The sequence below is a fragment of the Methylobacterium carpenticola genome (assembly GCF_042748905.1).
Classification (GTDB): domain Bacteria; phylum Pseudomonadota; class Alphaproteobacteria; order Rhizobiales; family Beijerinckiaceae; genus Methylobacterium; species Methylobacterium carpenticola.
Window position 1 is genome coordinate 522,099 of record NZ_JBHZEO010000001.1, and the last position, 20,070, is coordinate 542,168.

The 20,070-nt window shown below is 69.4% G+C and carries 21 protein-coding genes and 1 pseudogene; 12 read left to right on the top strand and 10 right to left on the bottom strand.

Annotated elements, in window-relative coordinates:
- Positions 1–39: 39 nt before the first annotated feature.
- The 5 genes from ACE101_RS02500 (at position 40) to ACE101_RS02520 (ending at position 2,919) form a co-directional block, all read left to right on the top strand.
- Positions 40–273 (top strand): hypothetical protein, encoded by a 234-nt coding sequence (locus ACE101_RS02500; protein WP_379125963.1) that lies wholly within the window; start codon positions 40–42, stop codon positions 271–273.
- Positions 274–456: 183 nt separating this feature from the next.
- Positions 457–1,950 (top strand): IMP dehydrogenase, encoded by a 1,494-nt coding sequence (gene guaB / locus ACE101_RS02505; protein ID WP_379125964.1) that lies wholly within the window; start codon positions 457–459, stop codon positions 1,948–1,950.
- 11 nt (positions 1,951–1,961) lie between these two features.
- A complete protein-coding gene (locus ACE101_RS02510; RefSeq protein WP_379125965.1) occupies positions 1,962–2,192 on the top strand; it encodes a hypothetical protein in 231 nt (76 codons plus the stop codon).
- A complete protein-coding gene (locus tag ACE101_RS02515; RefSeq protein ID WP_379125966.1) occupies positions 2,189–2,494 on the top strand; it encodes a hypothetical protein in 306 nt (101 codons plus the stop codon). Before ACE101_RS02510 ends, ACE101_RS02515 begins: the two co-directional genes overlap by 4 nt.
- On the top strand, positions 2,491–2,919 hold the full coding sequence (locus tag ACE101_RS02520) for an MAPEG family protein (protein ID WP_379125967.1): 429 nt from the start codon (positions 2,491–2,493) through the stop codon (positions 2,917–2,919). The genes ACE101_RS02515 and ACE101_RS02520 overlap by 4 nt, the downstream gene beginning before the upstream one ends.
- A 16-nt stretch (positions 2,920–2,935) precedes the next feature.
- Here the strand turns inward: ACE101_RS02520 and ACE101_RS02525 are convergent, their stop codons facing one another.
- Positions 2,936–3,106 carry a hypothetical protein gene (locus tag ACE101_RS02525; RefSeq protein ID WP_379125968.1) on the bottom strand — a complete coding sequence of 57 codons (171 nt, stop codon included), beginning with the start codon at positions 3,104–3,106 and terminating at the stop codon, positions 2,936–2,938.
- 111 nt (positions 3,107–3,217) lie between these two features.
- Between ACE101_RS02525 and ACE101_RS02530 the strand changes: the two genes are divergently transcribed.
- Together ACE101_RS02530 and ACE101_RS02535 are read left to right on the top strand one after the other, a co-directional pair.
- A complete protein-coding gene (locus ACE101_RS02530) occupies positions 3,218–4,513 on the top strand; it encodes an RsmB/NOP family class I SAM-dependent RNA methyltransferase (protein WP_379125969.1) in 1,296 nt (431 codons plus the stop codon).
- 58 nt (positions 4,514–4,571) lie between these two features.
- Positions 4,572–5,591 (top strand): alpha/beta hydrolase, encoded by a 1,020-nt coding sequence (locus tag ACE101_RS02535; RefSeq protein WP_379125970.1) that lies wholly within the window; start codon positions 4,572–4,574, stop codon positions 5,589–5,591.
- Between the two features lie 36 nt (positions 5,592–5,627).
- Here ACE101_RS02535 and ACE101_RS02540 read toward each other — a convergent pair whose 3' ends face one another.
- Entirely contained in the window at positions 5,628–5,867 is a 240-nt protein-coding gene (locus ACE101_RS02540) for a hypothetical protein (protein ID WP_379125971.1), read from the bottom strand.
- Positions 5,868–6,027: 160 nt separating this feature from the next.
- On the opposite strand from ACE101_RS02540, the gene guaA reads away from it, so the two are divergent.
- Positions 6,028–7,584: a glutamine-hydrolyzing GMP synthase gene (gene guaA / locus ACE101_RS02545; protein ID WP_379125972.1), complete on the top strand. Its 1,557-nt coding sequence runs from the start codon at positions 6,028–6,030 to the stop codon at positions 7,582–7,584.
- Positions 7,585–7,936: 352 nt separating this feature from the next.
- Entirely contained in the window at positions 7,937–8,428 is a 492-nt protein-coding gene (locus tag ACE101_RS02550; RefSeq protein WP_379138432.1) for an Lrp/AsnC family transcriptional regulator, read from the top strand.
- 12 nt (positions 8,429–8,440) lie between these two features.
- On the opposite strand, the gene ACE101_RS02555 is transcribed toward ACE101_RS02550, so the two are convergent.
- The 5 genes and pseudogenes from ACE101_RS02555 to ACE101_RS02575 form a co-directional block, all read right to left on the bottom strand.
- Entirely contained in the window at positions 8,441–10,105 is a 1,665-nt protein-coding gene (locus ACE101_RS02555) for an ABC transporter ATP-binding protein (protein ID WP_379125973.1), read from the bottom strand.
- Positions 10,102–10,965: an ABC transporter permease gene (locus ACE101_RS02560; protein WP_379125974.1), complete on the bottom strand. Its 864-nt coding sequence runs from the start codon at positions 10,963–10,965 to the stop codon at positions 10,102–10,104. The genes ACE101_RS02555 and ACE101_RS02560 overlap by 4 nt, the downstream gene beginning before the upstream one ends.
- Positions 10,962–11,918: an ABC transporter permease gene (locus ACE101_RS02565; RefSeq protein ID WP_379125975.1), complete on the bottom strand. Its 957-nt coding sequence runs from the start codon at positions 11,916–11,918 to the stop codon at positions 10,962–10,964. The genes ACE101_RS02560 and ACE101_RS02565 overlap by 4 nt, the downstream gene beginning before the upstream one ends.
- 81 nt (positions 11,919–11,999) lie before the next feature.
- Positions 12,000–13,610, bottom strand: a complete 1,611-nt coding sequence (locus ACE101_RS02570; RefSeq protein WP_379138435.1) for an ABC transporter substrate-binding protein — start codon at positions 13,608–13,610, stop codon at positions 12,000–12,002.
- Positions 13,611–14,083: 473 nt separating this feature from the next.
- Positions 14,084–14,492: pseudogene (locus ACE101_RS02575) on the bottom strand (aminotransferase class III-fold pyridoxal phosphate-dependent enzyme); the annotation flags it as partial.
- Positions 14,493–14,663: 171 nt separating this feature from the next.
- Here ACE101_RS02575 and ACE101_RS02580 point away from each other — a divergent pair.
- Complete coding sequence (locus ACE101_RS02580) at positions 14,664–15,332, top strand: haloacid dehalogenase type II (RefSeq protein ID WP_379125976.1); 669 nt, start codon at positions 14,664–14,666, stop codon at positions 15,330–15,332.
- A gap of 72 nt (positions 15,333–15,404) precedes the next feature.
- Here the strand turns inward: ACE101_RS02580 and ACE101_RS02585 are convergent, their stop codons facing one another.
- Genes ACE101_RS02585 through argE form a run of 3 tightly spaced genes read right to left on the bottom strand, consistent with a single transcriptional unit; the run spans position 15,405 to position 18,000 of the window.
- Positions 15,405–16,448 (bottom strand): tartrate dehydrogenase, encoded by a 1,044-nt coding sequence (locus tag ACE101_RS02585; protein ID WP_379125977.1) that lies wholly within the window; start codon positions 16,446–16,448, stop codon positions 15,405–15,407.
- A gap of 34 nt (positions 16,449–16,482) precedes the next feature.
- The gene (locus ACE101_RS02590) at positions 16,483–16,839 is read right to left on the bottom strand and encodes a cupin domain-containing protein (protein ID WP_379125978.1); all 357 of its coding nucleotides are present in this window, start codon (positions 16,837–16,839) and stop codon (positions 16,483–16,485) included.
- A gap of 36 nt (positions 16,840–16,875) precedes the next feature.
- A complete protein-coding gene (gene argE / locus ACE101_RS02595) occupies positions 16,876–18,000 on the bottom strand; it encodes an acetylornithine deacetylase (RefSeq protein ID WP_379138438.1) in 1,125 nt (374 codons plus the stop codon).
- A 235-nt stretch (positions 18,001–18,235) separates the two neighbouring features.
- On the opposite strand from argE, the gene ACE101_RS02600 reads away from it, so the two are divergent.
- Both ACE101_RS02600 and ACE101_RS02605 read left to right on the top strand, forming a co-directional pair.
- The gene (locus ACE101_RS02600; RefSeq protein ID WP_379125979.1) at positions 18,236–19,120 is read left to right on the top strand and encodes a GNAT family N-acetyltransferase; all 885 of its coding nucleotides are present in this window, start codon (positions 18,236–18,238) and stop codon (positions 19,118–19,120) included.
- A 70-nt stretch (positions 19,121–19,190) separates the two neighbouring features.
- Complete coding sequence (locus ACE101_RS02605; protein WP_379125980.1) at positions 19,191–20,060, top strand: GNAT family N-acetyltransferase; 870 nt, start codon at positions 19,191–19,193, stop codon at positions 20,058–20,060.
- Positions 20,061–20,070 lie beyond the last annotated feature (10 nt).

A 20,070-nucleotide genomic window follows, 5' to 3' on the forward strand; every position in this document is an offset into this window, starting at 1 on the left:
CGCTCCGGCCCGGGAGCCTTCGAGATGAGGAGACCCGTCATGCGATCCAAGATCCTGCAAATCAAGATCCTGCAAACCAAGATCCTGCTCGTCGCGGCGCTCGTCGCCGCCCCGCTCCTCGCCGCGGGCGGGGCCGAGGCCAAGGGCTGCCTCAAGGGGGCGGCGGTCGGCGGCGCGGCCGGGGCCGCGGCCGGCCACGGCAAGGCCGGCGCGGCGGCCGGCTGCGCCATCGGCCACCACAACGCGAACAAGGCGAACCAGGGCCAGAAGTAGGACGCGCCCCGCCGACGCTGCGCCCGTTCCCCTGCGTCCCGCACGGGAGCGGGATGCGGGAAATGCATGCTCGCGCGAACATGCTTTGCGACTGTCACGGACGCATGCTATCGGCCGGTGCCAACTCGTTGAAAGGCTGGGCCGCTGAGGCGCCCGGCCTCATCCCGCATCAGGAGTTGGTCCATGGCCCGCATCGTTGCCGACAGCATCATCGAGGGCCTGACCTTCGACGACGTTCTGCTGCGGCCCGCCGCCTCCTCGGTGATGCCCGCCGAGGTCGCGGTCCACACCCGGCTCACCCGCACCATCAAGCTCAACCTGCCGATCATCGCCTCGGCGATGGACACGGTGACCGAGGCCCGCATGGCCATCGCCATGGCGCAGAACGGCGGCCTCGGCGTGATCCACCGCAACCTCGAGCCGCACGAGCAGGCCGAGCAGGTGCGGCAGGTCAAGAAGTACGAATCCGGCATGGTGCTCAACCCGATCACCATCCATCCGGACGAGACCCTGGCGGACGCCCACCAGCTGATGCGCCAGAACGGCATCTCGGGCATCCCGGTGGTGGAGCGCGGCCCGAACGGCTCGAAGGGCAAGCTCGTCGGCATCCTGACGAACCGCGACACGCGGTTCGCCACCGATCCGAGCCAGCCGATCGCCGAATTGATGACCCGCGACCGGCTGATCACCGTGCGCGAGGGCGTGACGCAGGACGAGGCCAAGCGCCTGCTGCACCAATTCCGGATCGAGAAGCTGCTCGTGGTGGACGACCACTACCGCTGCATCGGCCTCATCACCGTCAAGGACATCGAGAAGCAGGTCGCCTACCCGCACGCGGTCAAGGACGAGCAGGGCCGCCTGCGCGTCGCCGCCGCCACCACGACGGGCGAGGGCGGCTTCGAGCGGGCCGAGCGCCTGATCGACGCGGGCTGCGACGTGATCGTGGTCGACACCGCCCACGGCCATTCCGCCAAGGTGCTGGAGAGCGTGCGCCGGGTGAAGACGCTGTCGAACGCCGTGCAGGTGATCGCCGGCAACGTGGCGACCCGCGAGGGCGCCCAGGCCCTCATCGACGCGGGCGCCGACGCGATCAAGATCGGCATCGGCCCGGGCTCGATCTGCACCACCCGCATCGTCGCGGGCGTCGGCGTGCCCCAGCTCACCGCGATCATGGAGGCGGTGGAGGCGGCCTCCGACGCCGACGTGCCGGTGATCGCGGATGGCGGCATCAAGTATTCGGGCGACCTCGCCAAGGCGCTGGCGGCCGGCGCCTCGGTGGCGATGCTGGGTTCGCTCCTCGCCGGCACCGACGAGGCGCCGGGCGAGGTGTTCCTCTACCAGGGCCGCTCCTACAAGAGCTACCGCGGCATGGGCTCGGTGGGCGCCATGGCGCGCGGCTCGGCCGACCGCTACTTCCAGGCCGAGGTCAGCGACACCCACAAGCTGGTGCCGGAGGGCATCGAGGGGCAGGTGCCCTACAAGGGCCCGGTGGCGGCGGTGCTGCACCAGCTCGTCGGCGGCCTGCGGGCGGCGATGGGCTATGTCGGCGCCGAGGATCTGGTGGCCTTCCGCGAGCGGGCGCAGTTCATCCGCATCACCAATGCGGGCCTGCGCGAGAGCCACGTCCACGACGTGACCATCACCCGCGAGAGCCCGAACTACCCGAGCCGGACCTGAGCGGGGGACCGATGCCAGACCTGACGATCCGGGACCTCGACGAGGCCGTCTCCGATCCGATCGCCCCTCAGGCCGGGGTGACGAACAAGACGGTGGATGAGGTCGTCCGCGACCTGATCCGGCTCGGCCTCCTCCACGATGGGGAGGGCCGGGTCGCGGTGGCCGACAGCATCCGCGCCCGGACGAAGGGGCCGGTCGAGGAGAGCACCGACATCATCCGCCGGATGCGTGACGCCGTATGATCATCGTTGACGCGCGTGTCGCGGTGACGCGGTTCGTCGCAGAACCGGATTCCCGTCAGGCGCTCGCGCTTTTCCCGTCATCGGACGTGCTGATGAGTCCGGAGCGTGGGCTCGGCGAAATCGGCGAGGTTCTGGTTCGACATTGTCGGCGCGACAATCTCACGATCGATGAGGTTCGCCGCGCGAACAGGGCGGGGCCGAGGCGGCTCGCCGCTTCGCTCGCTGCCACGCCCTGGCGATCCCGTGTGATCCTCCTGCGGGACCGGCGCGATCCCGGTACCGCGGACCCGACCATCCCATGAGCCTCCCCTCCGTCCTCGCCCCCGTCTTCGTCCAGGTCCTGCTGACCTTCGGGCTCCTGATCTGGACCGGGCGGGCGCGCTTCGCGGCGGCCCGGGCCGGGGCCGTCAAGGTCGAGAGGATCGCCATGGGCGAGCGCAACTGGCCGGCACCCGCCCAGCAGGTGGCGAACGCCTTCGCGAACCAGTTCGAGCTGCCGGTCCTGTTCTACGCCCTGACCGCCTTCGCGGTCCTCACGCGCAAGGCCGACCTCGTCTTCGTGATCATGGCCTGGGCGTTCGTGCTGACGCGGATCGCCCACGCCTTCGTCTACGCCACCACCAACCCGCTGATGCTGCGCTTCCGCATCTTCCTCGCGGGCGCCCTGGTGCTGATGGCGATGTGGGTCGTCTTCGCGGTGCGCATCCTCCTCGCGCCGGTGGCGTGAGGAGGATGCGGGCGGATCAGTAGCGCGGGGCGCGCGGCGGCGGGGCGCCGTATTCGAGCTGGGTCTTGGCGTCGTAGGGCCGGGGCGGCGGGGGCGTGAGGTCGGGCGTGGCGGCCGGCGCCGTGGCGCAGGCGGCGAGGGTGAGAGCAAGGAGGCCAGCGAGGGTGAGCGAGGTGAAGGGCGACATGGATTCAAGGCTCCGGACGTGCACGCGGCACCTCGCGGGTGTCCCCGCGCAACGGGCCCAAAGCTTGGCCGTGGCGGGTCGATTCGCCGGCACGAGCATGGCCGTTTCGCGATGACGCCCGCCGCCCGCCTCTCGGCCGCCATCGAGGTCCTGGCCGACATCGCCGCGCGTCGCCGCCCCGTCGCCGACGCCCTCAAGGATTGGGGTCTCGCCCACCGCTTCGCGGGGTCGGGCGACCGGGCCGCCATCGCGAGCCTCGTCTACGACGCCCTGCGCCGTCGGGCCTCGGCCGCCTGGATCATGGGAGACGAGACGCCCCGCGCGGTGCTGATCGGCTCCCTGCGCCTTCAGCGCGGGCTCGCCGGCCAGACCATCGCGGGCCTGTTCACGGGCGAGCGCTTCGCGCCCGATCCCCTCACCGAGGCCGAGCGGACGCGGCTCGACACCGCGACCCTGGCCGACGCGCCGCTCCACGTGGCGGGCGACGTGCCCGAATGGGTGCTGCCCTCGCTGGTGCGGATCCTCGGCGAGGACCTTCTGCCGGAGCTGAAGGCCCTGGCCCGCCGCGCCCCCCTCGACATCCGCGCCAACACCCTGAAGGCCGACCGCGCGCGGGTGCAGGCGGCGCTCGCCCATCTCGACCCGGCTCCCACCCCGCACGCGCCGCACGGTCTGCGGGTGCCGGTGCCCGAGGACGGACGCGGCCCGGCCCTGCACGTGGAGCCGGAATTCCTCGAGGGCCTGTTCGAGATCCAGGACGAGGGCTCGCAGCTCGCCGCCCTCCTGTCGGGCGCAGCACCCGGCGAGACGGTGATCGACCTCTGCGCGGGCGGCGGCGGCAAGACCCTGGCGCTCGCCGCCATGATGAAGAACCGGGGCCGGCTCGTCGCCACGGACGGCGATCCCCGCCGCCTCGCGCCGATCCACGAGCGCCTGCGCCGGGCGGGGGCCGTGGCCGAGGTGCGCACGCCCCGCGGCGGCCGCGCCGCACCGGACGTGCTGGCGGACCTCGCGGGCCAAGCCGACCTCGTCCTCGTGGACGCGCCCTGCACGGGCTCCGGCACGTGGCGCCGCAACCCCGACGCCAAGTGGCGCCTGCGGCCGGGCAGCCTCGCGACGCGGCAGGCGGACCAGACCAGCGTCCTCGACCGTGCCGCGCGGCTGCTGAAGCCCGGCGGGCGCCTCGTCTACGTCACCTGCTCGCTGCTGCCGGAGGAGAACGACGCGGCGGTGGCCGGCCTGCTGGCCCGGCGGCCGGGGATCGCCGTGCGGCCTCTCGCCCTCGATCCCGCCCTCGCGACGGTCGTGCGCCGGACGGATCACGGCGTGCAGCTGACGCCCGGCCGGACCGGAACGGACGGGTTCTACGTGGCGTCGATGACCTCAGCATCATTCGCCGATCGGTGACTGGACAAGTCGCCGTCCCGATGGTTGAGGGGCAGGAGAGATCTCGGACCGACCGGACATGCCGCTCCATCGCAGGACGTTGCTCACGGGAGCGGCCGCCCTCCCGTTCGCGCGCCCCGCGGCGGCGCAGACCGCGCCGGAGGCCGCTCCGGCTCCTCCGGCTGCGGGAACGACCCCCGCGCCGCCCGAGACCGCCCCGGTCCGGCCCGGGGCCGATCTCGAGACGATCTCCCTCTGGCCCGGCATGCCGCCGGGCGGCGGCGGTCCCGACCTCGATGGCCAGGCCTTCGACGAGAGCCGCGAGGGCGTGATCCAGAGCGTGGCGCGGCCCTGCCTGATGGTGGTGCGGCCGGCCCGTCCGAACGGGACCGCGATGCTCATCGCCGCGGGCGGCGGCTACCGGCGCATCGATATCGGGCACGAGGCCCTTCCCACCGCCCGCTGGCTGGCCGGGCAGGGCGTCACCGCCTTCGTGTTCGTCTATCGCCTGCCGGGCGAGGGCTGGGCGGCGGGGGCCGACGCGCCGATCCAGGACGTGCAGCGGGCGATCCGCCTCGTGCGGGCGCGGGCCCCGCGCTACGGCTACGAGCCCGGCCGCATCGCCGTGCTCGGCTTCTCGGCGGGCGGGCACCTGATGGGCTCGGCCACCGTGCGCTTCGGGTCGCCGCTCTACGAGCCGGTGGACGAGGACGACGCGCTCTCGGCCCGGCCCGACCTCGCGGCGCTGATCTACCCGGTCATCACGCTGCGCCCGCCCTTCGACCGCACGTCGAGCCGGCGCGTGCTGGTGGGCGAGCGGCCGACGCGCTTCGCCTCCAACGCCTATTCGGTGGAATTGCACGTGCGGTCGCAATCGCCGCCGACCTTCCTGGCCCAGGCGGCGGACGACCCGGTCGCGGTGGTGGACAATTGCCTGCTGATGTACGGCGCCCTGCGCGCCGCCGACGTGCCGGCGGAGATGCACCTGTTCGAGCGCGGCGGCCACGGCTTCGCCCTCGGCGTCCCGGGCACCCCCGCGGCGGCGTGGCCCGGCCTGTTCTACGCCTGGGCCCGGCGGCGGGGTTTCGTCAGGGGATAGGAATGGTCCCGCAGGACCATTCCCGTGATGACGTGGTCAGAAGCAGCGGCGCTCGCGGGTCACGACGACCCGGCCGAAGGGACCCCGGCGCTTCTTGACCACCACCGTGCAGCGCGGGCCCCGGCGGACGACGCGGCGCTCGACGTACTGCGCCTGCGTGATCCCGGCATCGGGCGCGACGGCGGAGAGGCCGGAGACGGGAAGGGCGGAGGCCGGAGCGGCCGCGAGCGTGGCGGCGCCGATCACCGTGGCGAGGCCGAGGACGATGGTTCTCATGGGAGATTCCTGTCTTGAGGCTGTCGGGGCGCCTCCTCTCGCTCTCCGGTAGTGAATGTGCGGTTAACACGTTCTGCGATCACCCATCCGTGACGGATGACGGTGGCTTGACGCGCGCCCCGCGTTGCGCTGGGGGCCCGGCTCGTCTAACTCACGAGCCATGACGGCCGAGCACGACAAGATCCTGATCATCGATTTCGGGAGCCAGGTGACCCAGCTCATCGCCCGCCGGGTGCGGGAGGAGGGGGTCTATTCCGAGATCGTGCCCTATCAATCCGCGGAAGCCGCCTTCAAGGCGATGAAGCCGCGGGCGGTGATCCTGTCGGGCGGGCCCGAATCCGTCACGATCGAGACCTCGCCCCGCGCACCCCAGAGCGTGTTCGAGGCGGGCGTGCCGGTGCTCGGCATCTGCTACGGCGAGCAGACCATGGCGGCCCAGCTCGGCGGCGAGGTCGAGGGCGGGCACCACGCCGAGTTCGGCCGGGCCGAGATCGAGGTCATCGCCGATTCGGCCCTGTTCAAGGGCATCTGGCACGTCGGCGAGAAATATCCGGTCTGGATGAGCCACGGCGACCGGGTGACGAAGCTGCCGGACGGCTTCTCCACCATCGCGATCTCGCCGAACGCGCCCTTCGCGGCGGTGGCCGACGAGGCGCGCCACTTCTACGCGGTGCAGTTCCACCCCGAGGTGGCCCACACCCCCCACGGGGCGCTCCTGCTGCGCAACTTCGTGCGCGACATCGCGGGCTGCTCGGGCGACTGGTCGATGCGCGCCTTCCGCGAGGAGGCGATCGAGCGCATCCGCCAGCAGGTCGGCTCCGAGAAGGTGCTGTGCGGCCTCTCGGGCGGCGTCGATTCGGCGGTGGCGGCGGTGCTGATCCACGAGGCGATCGGCGAGCAGCTCACCTGCGTGTTCGTGGATCACGGCCTGCTGCGCATGGGCGAGGCCGAGGAGGTGGTGCGGCTGTTCCGCGACCACTACAACATCCCCCTCGTCCACGTGCAGGCGCAGGACCTGTTCCTGGGCGAACTCGCCGGGGTCACCGACCCGGAGGTGAAGCGCAAGACGATCGGGCGCCTGTTCATCGACGTGTTCGAGGCCGAGGCGAAGACGATCGGCGGCGCGGCGTTCCTGGCGCAGGGCACGCTCTATCCGGACGTGATCGAGAGCGTGTCCTTCACGGGCGGCCCCTCGGTGACGATCAAGAGCCACCACAATGTCGGCGGCCTGCCCGAGCGCATGAACATGAAGCTCGTGGAGCCCCTGCGCGAGCTGTTCAAGGACGAGGTGCGGGTGCTCGGCCGCGAACTCGGCCTGCCGGAGGCCTTCGTGGGCCGCCACCCCTTCCCGGGGCCGGGCCTCGCCATCCGCTGCCCGGGCGAGATCACGCCCGAGAAGCTCGACGCCCTGCGCAAGGCCGACGCGATCTACCTGGAGGAGATCCGCAAGGCGGGCCTCTACGACACGATCTGGCAGGCCTTCGCGGTGATCCTGCCGGTGAAGACGGTGGGCGTGATGGGTGACGGGCGCACCTACGACCACGTCTGCGCCCTGCGCGCCGTGACCTCGGTCGATGGCATGACGGCGGATTTCTACCCCTTCGACATGGCCTTCCTGGGCCGCATCGCGACCCGGATCATCAACGAGGTCAAGGGCATCAACCGGGTGACCTACGACATCACCTCGAAGCCCCCGGGCACGATCGAGTGGGAATGATTTTCGTCCATCCGAGCGTATCCGGGAATGCGCCACGCGACGCTATCAGGCCCTGATTTACAAGAATAAGAGTGCCGCCGTGTTTCGGCATCCGTCGCCGGGTTAGGCGTATGGTCCCGGGATGTGGTGTGACGGAACGGTCCGGTGCCGGGTTCGCACCCTCGAAGACGGCGCGGTTCCGCTCGATGGCCGGTCGCCGCGCTGGCGGGCGGCGGGCTCTGCGCAGCATATCCAGCTTCCATGGATGGTTTCGGCGGACGATCCTGCCGGGCGAGGGCTGGGTCGTTCGATTGTGGATCGGGGCGAAAGGGACGATACTCCCTTCGGCCAAGGAACGACGGCGCAGACGCCCATGAAGCTCGACCGTATCGACCTGAAGATCCTCTTGGAACTGCAGAAGAACGGCCGCATCACCAATGTCGAACTGGCCGATCTCGTCAACCTGTCGCCCAGCCCCTGCCTGATGCGGGTCAAGAAGCTCCAGAGTGAAGGCTACATCACCAATTACTGCGCGCAGATCGATGTCTCGAAGCTCGGCCAAACGCTGACCGTCTTCACCGAAGTCACGCTGAAGAACCATCGGCAGATCGATTTTGCCCGCTTCCTCGCGACGGTCGATAAGATCGACGGTCTCCTCGAATGTCACCTCGTCTCGGGCGGCTACGACTATCTCCTGAAATTCGTGACGGCCGGCATCGTCGAATATGAGGCGATCATGGAGCGGTTGGTCGATCTCGATGTCGGGATCGACAAATATTTCAGCTACGTCGTCCTGAAGTCGCCGATCGTGCGGACCCATCTGCCGCTCGACACGATGTTCGAGAACTTCGTTCAGCCGCAATAATGCGGCTCGGGCCTATCGCTGCGCGAAGGCCTTGAGGAGTTCAGGGTCCTGCTCCAGCCCGTCGAGCCAGCCGGTGCGAAGCTGCGGCACGGAGGAGAAGAGGAGCTTAGTATAGGCGTGGCGGGGCTCGCCGCCGTGGATCTCGGGGCGGAGCTGCTCGATCTTCTCGCCCTTGTACATCACCACCACCTCGTCGCAGATGGCCCGGACTGTTTCGAGATCGTGGCTGATGAAGAGGTAGGAGAGCGACAGTTCGCGCTGCAACTCCTTCAGGAGATCGATGATCGCCGCCGCGACCACCGTGTCGAGCGCCGAGGTGATCTCGTCGCAGAGGATCAGCTTGGCATTGGCCGCGAGCGCGCGCGCCAGGTTGACGCGCTGCTTCTGCCCGCCGGACAGCTCGCCCGGCCGGCGATGGCGCAGGGCGCGGGGCAGGCGCACGATCTCCAGAAGCTCGCTGATCCGGGCGTCGCGCTCGCGACCGCCCATGCCGTGATAAAAGGTGAGCGGCCGGCCGAGGATTTCCTCGATCGATTTCGCGGGGTTCAGCGCGGTGTCGGCGCATTGGAAGACGATCTGGATGGCGCGCAGTTCCTCGCGGCTGCGGCCGCGCAGATCGGGCGCGAGGGCGCGGCCCTCGAAGCGGATTTCGCCGCGCGCGGCGGGCATGATGCCGGCGATGACGCGGGCCAGCGTCGATTTCCCACAGCCGGATTCGCCGACGATGCCGAGATTGCGCCCCGGCGCGAGGTCGATCGAGACCTTGTCGAGAACACGGAGGCGCGGCACACCGGTCTTGTCGAGTCCGCCATAGCCGGCGACGATGTCGCGCACGACGAGGAGCGGCTCCGGCGAGGTAGGCTCGGCCTCGGCCGCCACGCGCGGGGCGGTGCTCGGGCGGAAGGCCGCCAGGAGCTGGCGCGTATAGGGGTGCTGCGGACGCTCGAGGATGTCCGGCGTCGGCGCGTCTTCCTGCACCACGCCGTTGCGGAGCACGATGATCCGGTCGGCGATCTGCGCGACGACTGCGAGGTCGTGGCTGACATAGACGCCCGACACCTTCCGCTCGCGCATCACCGCTTTGAAGGCCCGGAGCACCTCGACCTGCGTGGTCACGTCGAGCGCGGTGGTCGGCTCGTCGAAGATCACGAGCTTCGGATCGCCGATCAGCGCCATGGTGGCGGAAAGGCGCTGGAGCTGGCCGCCGGAGACCTGATGCGGATAGCGCTCGCCGATCGTCTCGGGGTTTGGCAGGGCAAGCGCCCGGAAGAGGGCAAGCGCCTTTTCGCGCGCTTGCGCGACCGGCATCGTGCGGTGGATGCGGGCGACCTCGACCACTTGGTCCATGATGCGGTGCGCGGGGTTGAAGGCAGCCGCCGCGCTCTGCGGCACGTAGGAGACCTCCGAGCCGCGGATGGCGGCCCGGCGGCGCTCGGGCAGGGCGATCATGTCGTGGCCGGCGACCTGGACGCTGCCGCCCGTCACGCGGCAGCCCGGCCGCGTATAGCCCATGAGGTTGAGGGCGATCGTCGTCTTGCCCGAGCCGCTCTCGCCGATCAGCGCGACGATCTCGCCTGGCGCGATGTCGAAGGAGACGCCCCGGATGATCTCGACCCGGCGGCCGGAATCGGTGCACGCCTCGATGGTCAGGTCCCGAACTTCCACCAGCGGGGTCATGCTTCGTCGCTCCGGTCGCGGATCTTCTTGGGCAGATTATCGATCAGGAGATTGACGCTGATCGTCAGGCCCGCGATCGCCAGCGAAGGAAAGATCACGGCGGGCGCGGCGAACGACAGGCCACCGATATTCTCCTTCACCAGCGCGCCCCAATCGGCGTCCGGCGGCTGCACGCCGAGCCCGAGAAAGGACAGGCTCGACAGGAGGAGCACGATGAAGACGAAGCGCAGGCCGAAATCGGCGAGCACCGGCCCGATGATGCCGGGCAGGATCTCGGAGCGGATGAGATAGCCGAGCCGCTCGCCGCGCGCCCGCGCCACGGTGGTATAGTCCATGGCGTTGACGTTGACGGCCATGGAACGGGCGAAGCGGTAGCTGCCGGGGATGTAGATGACGGCCAGCGTCACGACGAGGATCGGGATGGAATTGCCGACCGCCGCCACCAGAACGAGCGCCATGATCTTGCTGGGAATGGAGGTCAGCGCGTCGAGGAAGCGGCTGAGCGCGCTGTCGAAGACGCCGCCGAGGACCGCCGCCGTCATGCCGAGCGTGACGCCGCAGAAGCAGGCGATCGATACGGCCGCCAGCGAGATGCCGACCGTGTAGCGCGCGCCGAAGATGATACGCGAGAGGACGTCGCGGCCGAGATAGTCGGTGCCGAGCGGATATTGCGCGGAGACCGGGCCGAAATAGTCGAAGTCGACGATCTCGCCGACCGGATGGGGCGCGATCAGCGGCGCGAAGATGGCGACGAGCGCCCAGGCGAGGATCACCAGGAAGGTGAGGGCGCCCATGAGGTTGATGCGATAGCCGAGTCTCATGCCGCGTGCCTTCCGGGTCTGCGTGAGGGACAGGCTCATGATTGGCGCAGCCTCGGATTGGACAGGATGGCGATGAGGTCGGCGAGCGTGATCAGGACAAGGTAGCCGGCGCAGAAGATCATGGCGCAGCTCTGGATCAGCGGCAGGTCGCGTGTCGACACGGCGTCCAGCATCAGCTTGGCGATGCCGGGATAGTTGAAGATCGTCTCGACGACGAGGACGCCGCCGAGGAGGTAGGACAGCGACAGGGCGACCGCGTTGACGATCGGCCCCAGGGCGTTGGGCAAGGCGTGGTGCAGCACCATCCGCCAGCGCGAGGCGCCTTTCAGCAGCGCCATCTCGACATAGGGCGCGTTCAGCGTCTCGATCACGGCGGCGCGTGTCATGCGGATCATCTGCGCCGAGATGACGAAGCTCAGCGTGATAACCGGCATGGCGAAGGCCTTGAGAAGACCGGACAGCGTGCTCACGTCCCTGGTCATCGACAGGGCGGGCAGCCAGCCGAGATAGACGGCGAAGACGATCACGGCCGTCGTCGCCACCATGAATTCGGGAACGGAGATCACCGCAATGGTGGCGGTCGAGATCAAGCGGTCGTAAACGGTGCCGCGCAGGATCGCCGCCCCGATGCCGAGCGAGAGGGCGACCGGCACCGAGACGGCGGCCGCGATGCCGGCGAGCTTCAGGGAGTTCATGAGCCGTCCGCCGATCAGCTCGGAGATCGGCGTGCCATTGACGTAGGACGTGCCGAGATCGCCGATCGCGAGATGCCCAAGCCAGAGGAGGAAGCGCAGGGCGGCCGGCTGGTCGAGATGCATGGCTGTGCGGAGGCCCGCCACCGCCTCCGGGGTCGCCGCCTGGCCGAGCAGGATTTCGGCGACGTCGCCCGGCAGGAGGGCCGTCGCGAAGAAGATGACGATCGCGGCGATCAGGAGGGTGATCAGTGCGACCGCCACGCGTCCCGCGAGCATGCGAAGGATGAGACCGTTCATGACGACACCTGCGCTCCGGCGTGGAGGAAAGGGTTCTCGGGCGGGCGGCATGCATCCGCCCGAGGCCCCGCGAGCCCTGTCTCAGGCTTCGAGCCAGGCGTATTCGGCGAGCGTGTAGCCCATCATGCCGCCGAGCGGATTGGCGACGAGGCCCTTGAGCTTCGGCGAGACGCCGTCGAGATTGGAGTTGAACACCGGGATGATCGTGCCCGCCTCGCTGGCGACCATCGCCTGCATGTCGCCGTAGATCGCCTTGCGTTTGGCCTGATCGAGCAAGCCGCGGGCCTCGAGCAGCATCGCGTCGAATTTCGGCGACTTGAAGCGGCTCTCGTTCCAGCCGGCGTCGGACTTGTAGAAGAGCGAGAACATGATGTCCGGCGTCGGGCGCGCGTTGATGTCGCCGAAGCCGACCGCATCCTTCAGCCAGTGGGTCGACCAGTAGCCGTCGGAGGGCACGCGGTCGATCGTGAGCTTGAGGCCGATCTTGCCGGCCGCCTGTTGGATGACGGCCGCGTAGTCGAGCGAGCTGCTGGCCGCTTCCGAGGCTACGACGCGGATTTCCTGGCCGAGGATGCCCGCCTTCTCGAACAGCGACTTCGCCCGCTCGGGATCGAACTCGCGCTGTTTCAGCTCGGCGTTGAAATAGGGGCTGGTGGAGGGGATCGGCTGGTCGTTGGCGATGTCGGCGAGGCCGCGCAGGACGGACTTCTGGATGGCCTCGCGGTTGACGAGATACTTGAAGCCCTCGACGACCCCCGCCTTGTCGCCCGGCGCCATATCGAGCCGGAGGTTGAGGTTGGTGTAGCTGCCGAGCTTGCTGACGAAGGCGGCGATCGCCGGGTTGTTCTCGATGGTGCGCAGCGAGCGCGGGTTGAGGTTCGCGCCGACATGGATGTCGCCCGACAGGACGGCGTTGAGGCGGGCCGACTCGTCCGAAATGGCGAAGAACTCCAAGGAGTCCACGAAGGGGCCGGTGCCCTTCCAGTAGTTGTCGTTGCGCGACATGATGGACTTCACGCCCGGCTGGAACTCGTTGAGAATGAAGGCGCCGGTGCCGTTGCCCTTGGAGAAGTTGGTCGTGCCGTCGGCAACGATCATGAAATGGTGCAGCGCCAGGATCGTCGGCAGGTCGGCATTCGGCGCGACGAGCGTGATCTCGGCGGTGAGGTCATCCACCGCCTTCACGTCCGCCATCTGCTTGGCGAGCACGTTGACCTTGGAGCCGACAGCCGGGTCGAGATGGCGCTTGAGCGTGAAGACGACGTCGTTGGCCGTCAGGCTCTTGCCGTCGTGGAAGCTCACGCCCTTGCGCAGCTTGACGGTCCAGACCTTGGCGTCCTTGCTCTCGATGCTTTCGGCCAGTTCCATCGTCGTCCGGCCGGCGCCGTCGATGAAGGTGAGGCGGTTGTAAAGGGCGCAGATGCGCGAATAGTCGGTGGAGTTCGACGCCTTGGCGGGGTCGAGCGTGTCGGCGGTGGAGGAGTGGAAGCCGGCGATCTTGAGGTGGCCGCCCTTGGTCGGGGTGGCGGCGAGCGCGGCGCCCGCCCGGCCGAGAATGAGGCCGCCGGCGCTGAGCGCGACGCCGCCGAGCAGCATCATGTTCAGGAGTTCGCGCCGGTCGGCGCCTCGCCGGATGGCCTTCTCGATCATGGCGTCGTCGGAGGCAGTCCAGTTGGCAATCCGGTCTCGCATGGGGATTCTCCTGTCGGTGATGTCGTGTCGTCCGATTGGGGTGGCAGAGGGCCGGCACCGGCCGCCCGCCTGCATCGGTGCCGCGCCGGAAGGCGCGTGCCATTGCGTCTTCGCGGGGCGAGACGCCGAGGACGGCGGTCCCTCGCCACCTCGATCGCCCTGCGGGGTGGCGCTTCCTGCCTGTCTGCCGGCCGGTCCGCCTGAATTCGATGAACCGAGTTTGGCCTTTCGCGACTGCCGATGGCGTTGAATCGGGGTGCGGCGGCGGCACAAAATTTCGAATATGCCGCATGAACAAAATCTGGGCAGATCGCGGCGGTGCCTAAGCCCTCGGCACTCCGTCATCGCCCCTCGCAGGACCGGGTCGGATCGCGTCTGGTCCGGCGTCCGACGCGGTGCCTCGACGATGCGGCCGATGTCCTCGTCGGTGCAGCAGAGCGGTGGGGCCTCGCCGAGCACGCCCTTGCCGAAGGCAGGGATGACGAGGCCGGTGTTCCAGGCCCGGTCGAAGACGCGGCGAGACGGCTCGGCCGCCGGCGCGCGTGGTTGTCGGAGCGGATGAAGCGGATCGTCGTGTCCACCGCGTCCGAGCCGCCGCGCGTGACAGAGACATGGCCGAGATCGGACATGGTCGAGATCGCCCGGCATGCGCTCGGCCGGTTCGGCGGCGAGGCGGATCGCCGCCTCCGAGCCGAGGCCGAAAGAGCCGGTGGCACAGGGCAGGTCGTGCATCGGCCGGGTGGCGGCCTCGACGATCGAGTCCTGCCCATAGCCGGCATTGACGCACCAGAGGCGGGCGAAGCCGTCCACCATCTGGTGGCCCGTGGCGTCGGCGACGCGCGCGCCGCGGCCCGACCGCGAGACCCGCACGCCCGTCCGCTTGAGCTTCGGGGTTTGGGCGCCTCGCGGCCAACGGCGTGCCGCGCACCCGGCACGATACGCAACAATCTGCTTGCCGCCAGGGGAAATACGGTCGATCCAGGCGCCGTCTCCTCCCTATGATGCTCTCCGTCGACACGCGGTGTCACAGAGATGTCCCGAGGATCGCGCCCCATGAGCCGGCTCCAGCCCAAATACATCACTTTCGACTGCTACGGCACGCTGATCAACTTCCAGATGGCGGAGGCCGCCCGCGACATCTACGGCGCGGAGCTTAGCGAAGAGCGCATGCGGGAGTTCATCCGGAACTTCTCGGCCTATCGCCTCGACGAGGTGCTCGGCGACTGGAAGCCCTATGCCGAGGTGGTCCACAATGCCCTTGAGCGCACCTGCAAGCGCAACGGTGTGGCGTTCCGGCCGGAGGACGCGCACGCCATCTCCGAGCGCGTGCAGAGCTGGGGGCCGCATCCCGACGTGCCGGCGGGGCTCGCCAAGGTCGCCAAGGAGATTCCGCTGGTGATCCTGTCCAACGCCATGGACGCCCAGATCCCGCACAATGTCGAGAAGCTCGGCGCGCCCTTCCACGCCGTCTTCACCGCCGAGCAGGCGCGGTCCTACAAGCCCCGCATGAAGGGCTTCGAATATATGCTTGATCAGTTGAACTGCGGCCCGGAGGATATCTGCCACGTCTCCTCGTCGTTCCGCTACGACCTGATGACGGCGCACGATCTCGGCATCAAGCAGAAGGTCTGGGTGAACCGAGGCCACGAGCCGGCGAACCCCTATTACGGCTATACCGAGATCAGGGACATCTCAGAGCTGCCGGGCGTTTTCGGTCTCTGAGCGGCAAGGCCGGAAGACGAAAAAGGCGGCCCGAACGGGCCGCCTTTTTTCTTGGCCGACGTGAGCGCCGGATCAACCGAGCGCGTCGAGAACGGCCTTGGTGATCGCGTCGGTCCGGTCGCGACCGGGCCGCGTTCCGACGCCGTTGGCCGTCGACGCCTCGACCGCGCGCATCACGTCGGCGGCAGCCTCGCGCTCGCCGAGATGCTCCAGCATCATCGCGCCCGACCAGATCGTGGCGATCGGATTGGCGATCCCGAGATGCGCGATGTCGGGCGCCGAGCCGTGGACCGGCTCGAACATCGAAGGCGCGCTACGGTCCGGATTGATATTGGCGGAGGCCGCGAAGCCGAGCCCGCCCTGGATCGCGGCGCCGAGGTCGGTGAGAATGTCGCCGAAGAGATTCGAGGCGACGACGACGTCGAGCGTCTCCGGCGCCATGACCATGCGCGCCGCCATCGCGTCGATATGGTAGGTCGTCACCTCGACATCGGGATAGTCGGCCGCGACGAGCTTCGTCATCTCGTCCCAGAACACCATCGTGTGTTTCTGAGCGTTGGACTTCGTCACCGAGGCGAGCTTGCCGGCCCTCGCGCGCGCCTGTTCGAAGCCGAAGCGCAGGATGCGCTCGACGCCGGTGCGGGTGAAGATCGCGGTCTCGACCGCCACCTCGTCGGGCGTTCCGACATGGATGCGTCCGCCCGCCCCGGAATATTCGCCTTCGGTGTTCTCGCGGATGCAGAGGATGTCGAAGCCCTCCGCCCGGAGAGGCCCCTCGACGCCCGGCAAAAGGCGGTGCGGCCGGATGTTGGCATATTGCGTGAAGGCCTTGCGGATCGGCAGCAGCAGCCCGTGCAGCGAGACGGAATCCGGCACCTGGGCCGGCCAGCCGACCGCGCCGAGGAAGATCGCGTCGAAGCCGCGCAGCGTCTCGATGCCGTCCGCCGGCATCATCGCGCCGGTTTCGCGATAAAAGGCGCAGGACCAGGGAAAACGCTTGGCCGCCAGCGCGAAGTCGCGCCGGGAGGAGGCGCGCTCCAAGACGCTCCAGGCCGCGTCGATCACGGCCGAGCCGATGCCGTCGCCGGGGATCAACGCTATTCTATGGGTCTTCATGGCAGTCCTCGCGAACGGGATCGGCGGCCCGCCCTCACTCGTAGACGCAGACGTAGATTTTGCGCACCGTCTCGATCGTGCGCCAGATGCCGACGAAGCCCGGCTTCATGACGAAGCTGTCGCCGGCGCGGAAGGTCTTGGTCTCGCCGCCCGTCTCCTCGATCTCGCAGAGGCCGGAGAGGATGTGGCAGAACTCGAAGGTCGTGCCCTTGATCGAATGGGTCTCGCCGGGCGTCGCTTCCCAGACGCCGGTCTTGATCATCCCGCCGCGCGTATCGTCCTGCGCCCAGGTCTTGAAGGTCGGCGAGCCCGAGATCAGCCGCTCGGGCAACGGCGCGCCGGGCTTCGGCGCGAAGGTCGGATCGGTGTCGATGCGCACGAGACGGGTCATGTCGGTGGTTCCTGCTTTGGGACGATAGGGAGCTGTTCAGGCGCCGAGGCGCCGGCCGAGGGCGTGGATCATCGCCAGACACTCGGCGAGTTCGGCATGCGTGATGAATTCATCGGGCCGGTGCGCCCGCGCGATGTCGCCGGGGCCGCAGATGATCGCCTCGAATCCGGCCTCCTGAAACAGGCCGGCCTCGGTGCCGTAGCTGACCGCCTCCAGCGGCGTCTGGCCGGTGAGTTCGCTGAGCAGCGCGGCGAGCGCGCTGTCGCCCGCGAGCGCGAGGGCCGGATAGGCCGAAAGCTCCTGCCAGCCGGTGCGGAAGCCCTCGGCCTCCAGCGCCGCCAGCCGCTCCCGGACCGGCTCCAAGAGCGCGCGCGGGCTCGCGCCGGCGATGGCCCGCACCTCGATATCGGCGGTGCAGCGCTCGGGGATGACGTTGAGGGCCTGCCCGCCCGAGACGATGCCGATCTGGAGCGTCGAAAAAGGCGGCTCGAAGCGGGCGTCGAAGGGCCCGGCCTCCAGCGAGCGCCCCTGCGCCACGGCCTGCCCAAGGACGCCCACCATCGCATGGATGGCGCTGAGGCCCTGGTCCGGCCGCGAGGAATGGCCCGAACGGCCGATCACCTCCAGCCGCGCGGCGGCCTTGCCCTTGTGGGCGAGGATCGGGCGCAGCCCGCTCGGCTCGCCGACGATCACGCCGAGCGGCTTGGCGCAGAGCGCGGGGAGCCTCTCGATCATGTGCGGCACGCCGCGACAGCCCGCTTCCTCGTCATAGGAGAAGGCGAGATGCAGGGGGCGTTCGAGCTTTGCGCCGGCAAGCTGCGGCAGGGCCGCGAGGGCGCAGGCGAGGAAGCCCTTCATGTCGGTGGTGCCGCGCCCGTAGAGCCGCTCGCCCTCGGCCCGCAGCAGGAAGGGATCGGAGGTCCAGCCCGCCTCGGCGGCCGGGACGACGTCGGTATGACCGGAGAGGACATATCCCGGCACGTCGGCGGGGCCGATCGTCGCGAAGAGATTGGCGCGGTCGCCCTCGGGGCCGGGCAGGATCTCGACCGTCGCGCCCTGCGAGCGGCAATAGTCGGCGATCCAGCCCACGATCTCGGCATTGGGCCGGCCGACCGCGGAGGGGAAGCCGACGAGCCGTGCCAGAATGTCCTCGACCATGATGTGCCGCTCGCGTGGAAAGTGCCGTGAGCCTAGCCAAAGTGGCGCGGCGTTCCTGCCGCATGTCGGCCGGTTTCGGTCGAAGATTTCGAAATCGGGCCGATCTTCCGTGGAAACTTCGGCGCCTCTCCGCGCAGGCTATGGGCAGCGGTGGGCCCAAGGGCCGGCGCCGCTTCCAGCGTTTCCGGGGCCGGCGCAGGGCGCGCCGGGGCCGGGATCGATCGCAGGAGACGCAACGGTGACGAGGCCCCAGACCATCCGGCTGAAGTCCTTCGAGCTTGCGACGCAGGATATCGCGTCCGTCGAGGTGCAGAAGCTGCATGCCCTGTCGATCGGGGTCGGCTGGCCGCACCGGGCGAGCGATTGGGACATGCTGCGCGCCCTCGGCCAGGGCTATGCGGCGCTGGACGAGATCGACCGTGTCTTCAGCACGGGCATGTGGTTCCCGCACGGCGACGGCCTCGCGTCGATCGGCATGGTCATCACCTCGCTGCGCGTCCAGACCCATGGCGGCGGACGCTGGATGATGGACCGCATCCTCGACGAATGCGGCGCGCGCCGGCTCGTCCTGAATTCCACCCGCGCCGCCGTCCAGCTCTATCTCGGCCTCGGCTTCGTGCCGCAGGCCGTCGTCTATCAGTGCCAGGGGACGGTCGCCGCCGAACGGCCCGCCCTGCCAAGGGGCGAGGTCGAGCGGATGGACCCCGCCGACCTGTCGGACGCCATGGCGCTGGATGCCGAGGCTTTCGGCGCCCCGCGCCCGCGCCTCCTCGCTCTCCTGGCGGAGGCTTCGGACATCGACATGCGCGGCATCCGGCGGGGCGGGCGCCTCCGCGGCTTCGCCATGCGCCGCGCCTTCGGCCGGGACCAAGTGATCGGCCCGGTCATCGCCGAGAGCGAGGCGGACGCCGTGACGCTGGTCGCCGCGCTCTTGGAAGGCATGGAAGGCCGCTTCGTGCGCCTCGACACGCGCCAGCCGGAGGGCGAACTGCGTGCCTTTCTCGAGGCCTCCGGCATTCCGCTCTACGACACGGTGCGCACCATGGCGCGGGGCTGCGGTCTGCCGGCGGTGACGCCCGGCCGCCCCGGCGTCTACGGGCTGGCGAGCCAAGCCGCCGGCTGACCCCGCGCCCTCTTCCGCCTTCGCGGCCGAGGCCGCCACCACGCAACCCGCTCGAAAGATCCGATTCATCATGGAAGCTGCAACCCGCACGCACGCGCGGCCCGAGGCCGGCGAGGTCTCGCTCGTGCCCTTCACCGAGAAGCATCTCGCGGGCGCGCACAAGCTCTCGCTCGACCTGCGCTGGCCCTTCCGCCTGGAGGACTGGGCCTTCGCCCTGACGGTCGGGCAGGGCTACATCCTGGAGCGCGACGGGGCGGTGATCGGCTCGGCCGTCTGGTTCCCCTATGGCGAGACCCACGCCTCGGTCGGCATGATCATCGTGACGGGTGCCGAACAGGGGCGCGGCTTCGGCGCTCTTCTCTTCGACAAGCTGCTGGAGGCGGCCAAGGGACGTTCGATCCTCCTCAACGCCACGCCCGAGGGCCGGGGTCTCTACGAGCGGCGCGGGTTCCGGCCGATCGGCAAGATCGAGCAGCGCCAGGGCGTCCTGCCGGGCCGCCACCAAGCACCGCCGGAAGACCTTGTACGGGCGATGCGACCGGAGGATTTCGAAACCGTCGCGGCGCTCGACCGGGCGGCCACGGGCCGTGAACGGACGGCGATGTTGCGGCGCCTCGTCGATGCCGGCGAAACCTTCGTCTCCTTCACCGACGGCCGGCCGACCGGCTACGCGATCTCCCGCCTCTTCGGTCGCGGGCATGTCGTCGGCCCGGTCGTCGCGCAGGACCCGGCCGAGGCGCGCGCCCTGATCGAGGCGGCGCTCTCGCGCCTCGAAGGCCGCTTCGTGCGGATCGACCCCCCGGCTGATACGGGGCTCAGCCTCTGGCTCGACGAGATCGGCCTGCCGGAGGTGAGCGACGCGCTGACCATGGTCCTTGGCGAAAACGAGCCTGCCGGACCCGCGCGCCTCTTCGCCCTCGCCAACCAATCCTTCCTTTGAGAGATGCGCC

Coding starts and splice junctions, on each gene's coding strand:
- ACE101_RS02550 (WP_379138432.1), top strand. CDS start 7,937: ATGAAGCTCGACCGTATCGACCTGAAGATCCTCTTGGAACTGCAGAAG.
- ACE101_RS02510 (WP_379125965.1), top strand. CDS start 1,962: ATGCCAGACCTGACGATCCGGGACCTCGACGAGGCCGTCTCCGATCCG.
- ACE101_RS02580 (WP_379125976.1), top strand. CDS start 14,664: ATGAGCCGGCTCCAGCCCAAATACATCACTTTCGACTGCTACGGCACG.
- ACE101_RS02565 (WP_379125975.1), bottom strand. CDS start 11,918: ATGAACGGTCTCATCCTTCGCATGCTCGCGGGACGCGTGGCGGTCGCA.
- ACE101_RS02500 (WP_379125963.1), top strand. CDS start 40: ATGCGATCCAAGATCCTGCAAATCAAGATCCTGCAAACCAAGATCCTG.
- ACE101_RS02520 (WP_379125967.1), top strand. CDS start 2,491: ATGAGCCTCCCCTCCGTCCTCGCCCCCGTCTTCGTCCAGGTCCTGCTG.
- guaA (WP_379125972.1), top strand. CDS start 6,028: ATGACGGCCGAGCACGACAAGATCCTGATCATCGATTTCGGGAGCCAG.
- ACE101_RS02535 (WP_379125970.1), top strand. CDS start 4,572: ATGCCGCTCCATCGCAGGACGTTGCTCACGGGAGCGGCCGCCCTCCCG.
- guaB (WP_379125964.1), top strand. CDS start 457: ATGGCCCGCATCGTTGCCGACAGCATCATCGAGGGCCTGACCTTCGAC.
- ACE101_RS02560 (WP_379125974.1), bottom strand. CDS start 10,965: ATGAGCCTGTCCCTCACGCAGACCCGGAAGGCACGCGGCATGAGACTC.
- ACE101_RS02525 (WP_379125968.1), bottom strand. CDS start 3,106: ATGTCGCCCTTCACCTCGCTCACCCTCGCTGGCCTCCTTGCTCTCACC.
- ACE101_RS02590 (WP_379125978.1), bottom strand. CDS start 16,839: ATGACCCGTCTCGTGCGCATCGACACCGATCCGACCTTCGCGCCGAAG.
- ACE101_RS02555 (WP_379125973.1), bottom strand. CDS start 10,105: ATGACCCCGCTGGTGGAAGTTCGGGACCTGACCATCGAGGCGTGCACC.
- ACE101_RS02605 (WP_379125980.1), top strand. CDS start 19,191: ATGGAAGCTGCAACCCGCACGCACGCGCGGCCCGAGGCCGGCGAGGTC.
- ACE101_RS02540 (WP_379125971.1), bottom strand. CDS start 5,867: ATGAGAACCATCGTCCTCGGCCTCGCCACGGTGATCGGCGCCGCCACG.
- ACE101_RS02530 (WP_379125969.1), top strand. CDS start 3,218: ATGACGCCCGCCGCCCGCCTCTCGGCCGCCATCGAGGTCCTGGCCGAC.
- ACE101_RS02515 (WP_379125966.1), top strand. CDS start 2,189: ATGATCATCGTTGACGCGCGTGTCGCGGTGACGCGGTTCGTCGCAGAA.
- ACE101_RS02570 (WP_379138435.1), bottom strand. CDS start 13,610: ATGCGAGACCGGATTGCCAACTGGACTGCCTCCGACGACGCCATGATC.
- ACE101_RS02585 (WP_379125977.1), bottom strand. CDS start 16,448: ATGAAGACCCATAGAATAGCGTTGATCCCCGGCGACGGCATCGGCTCG.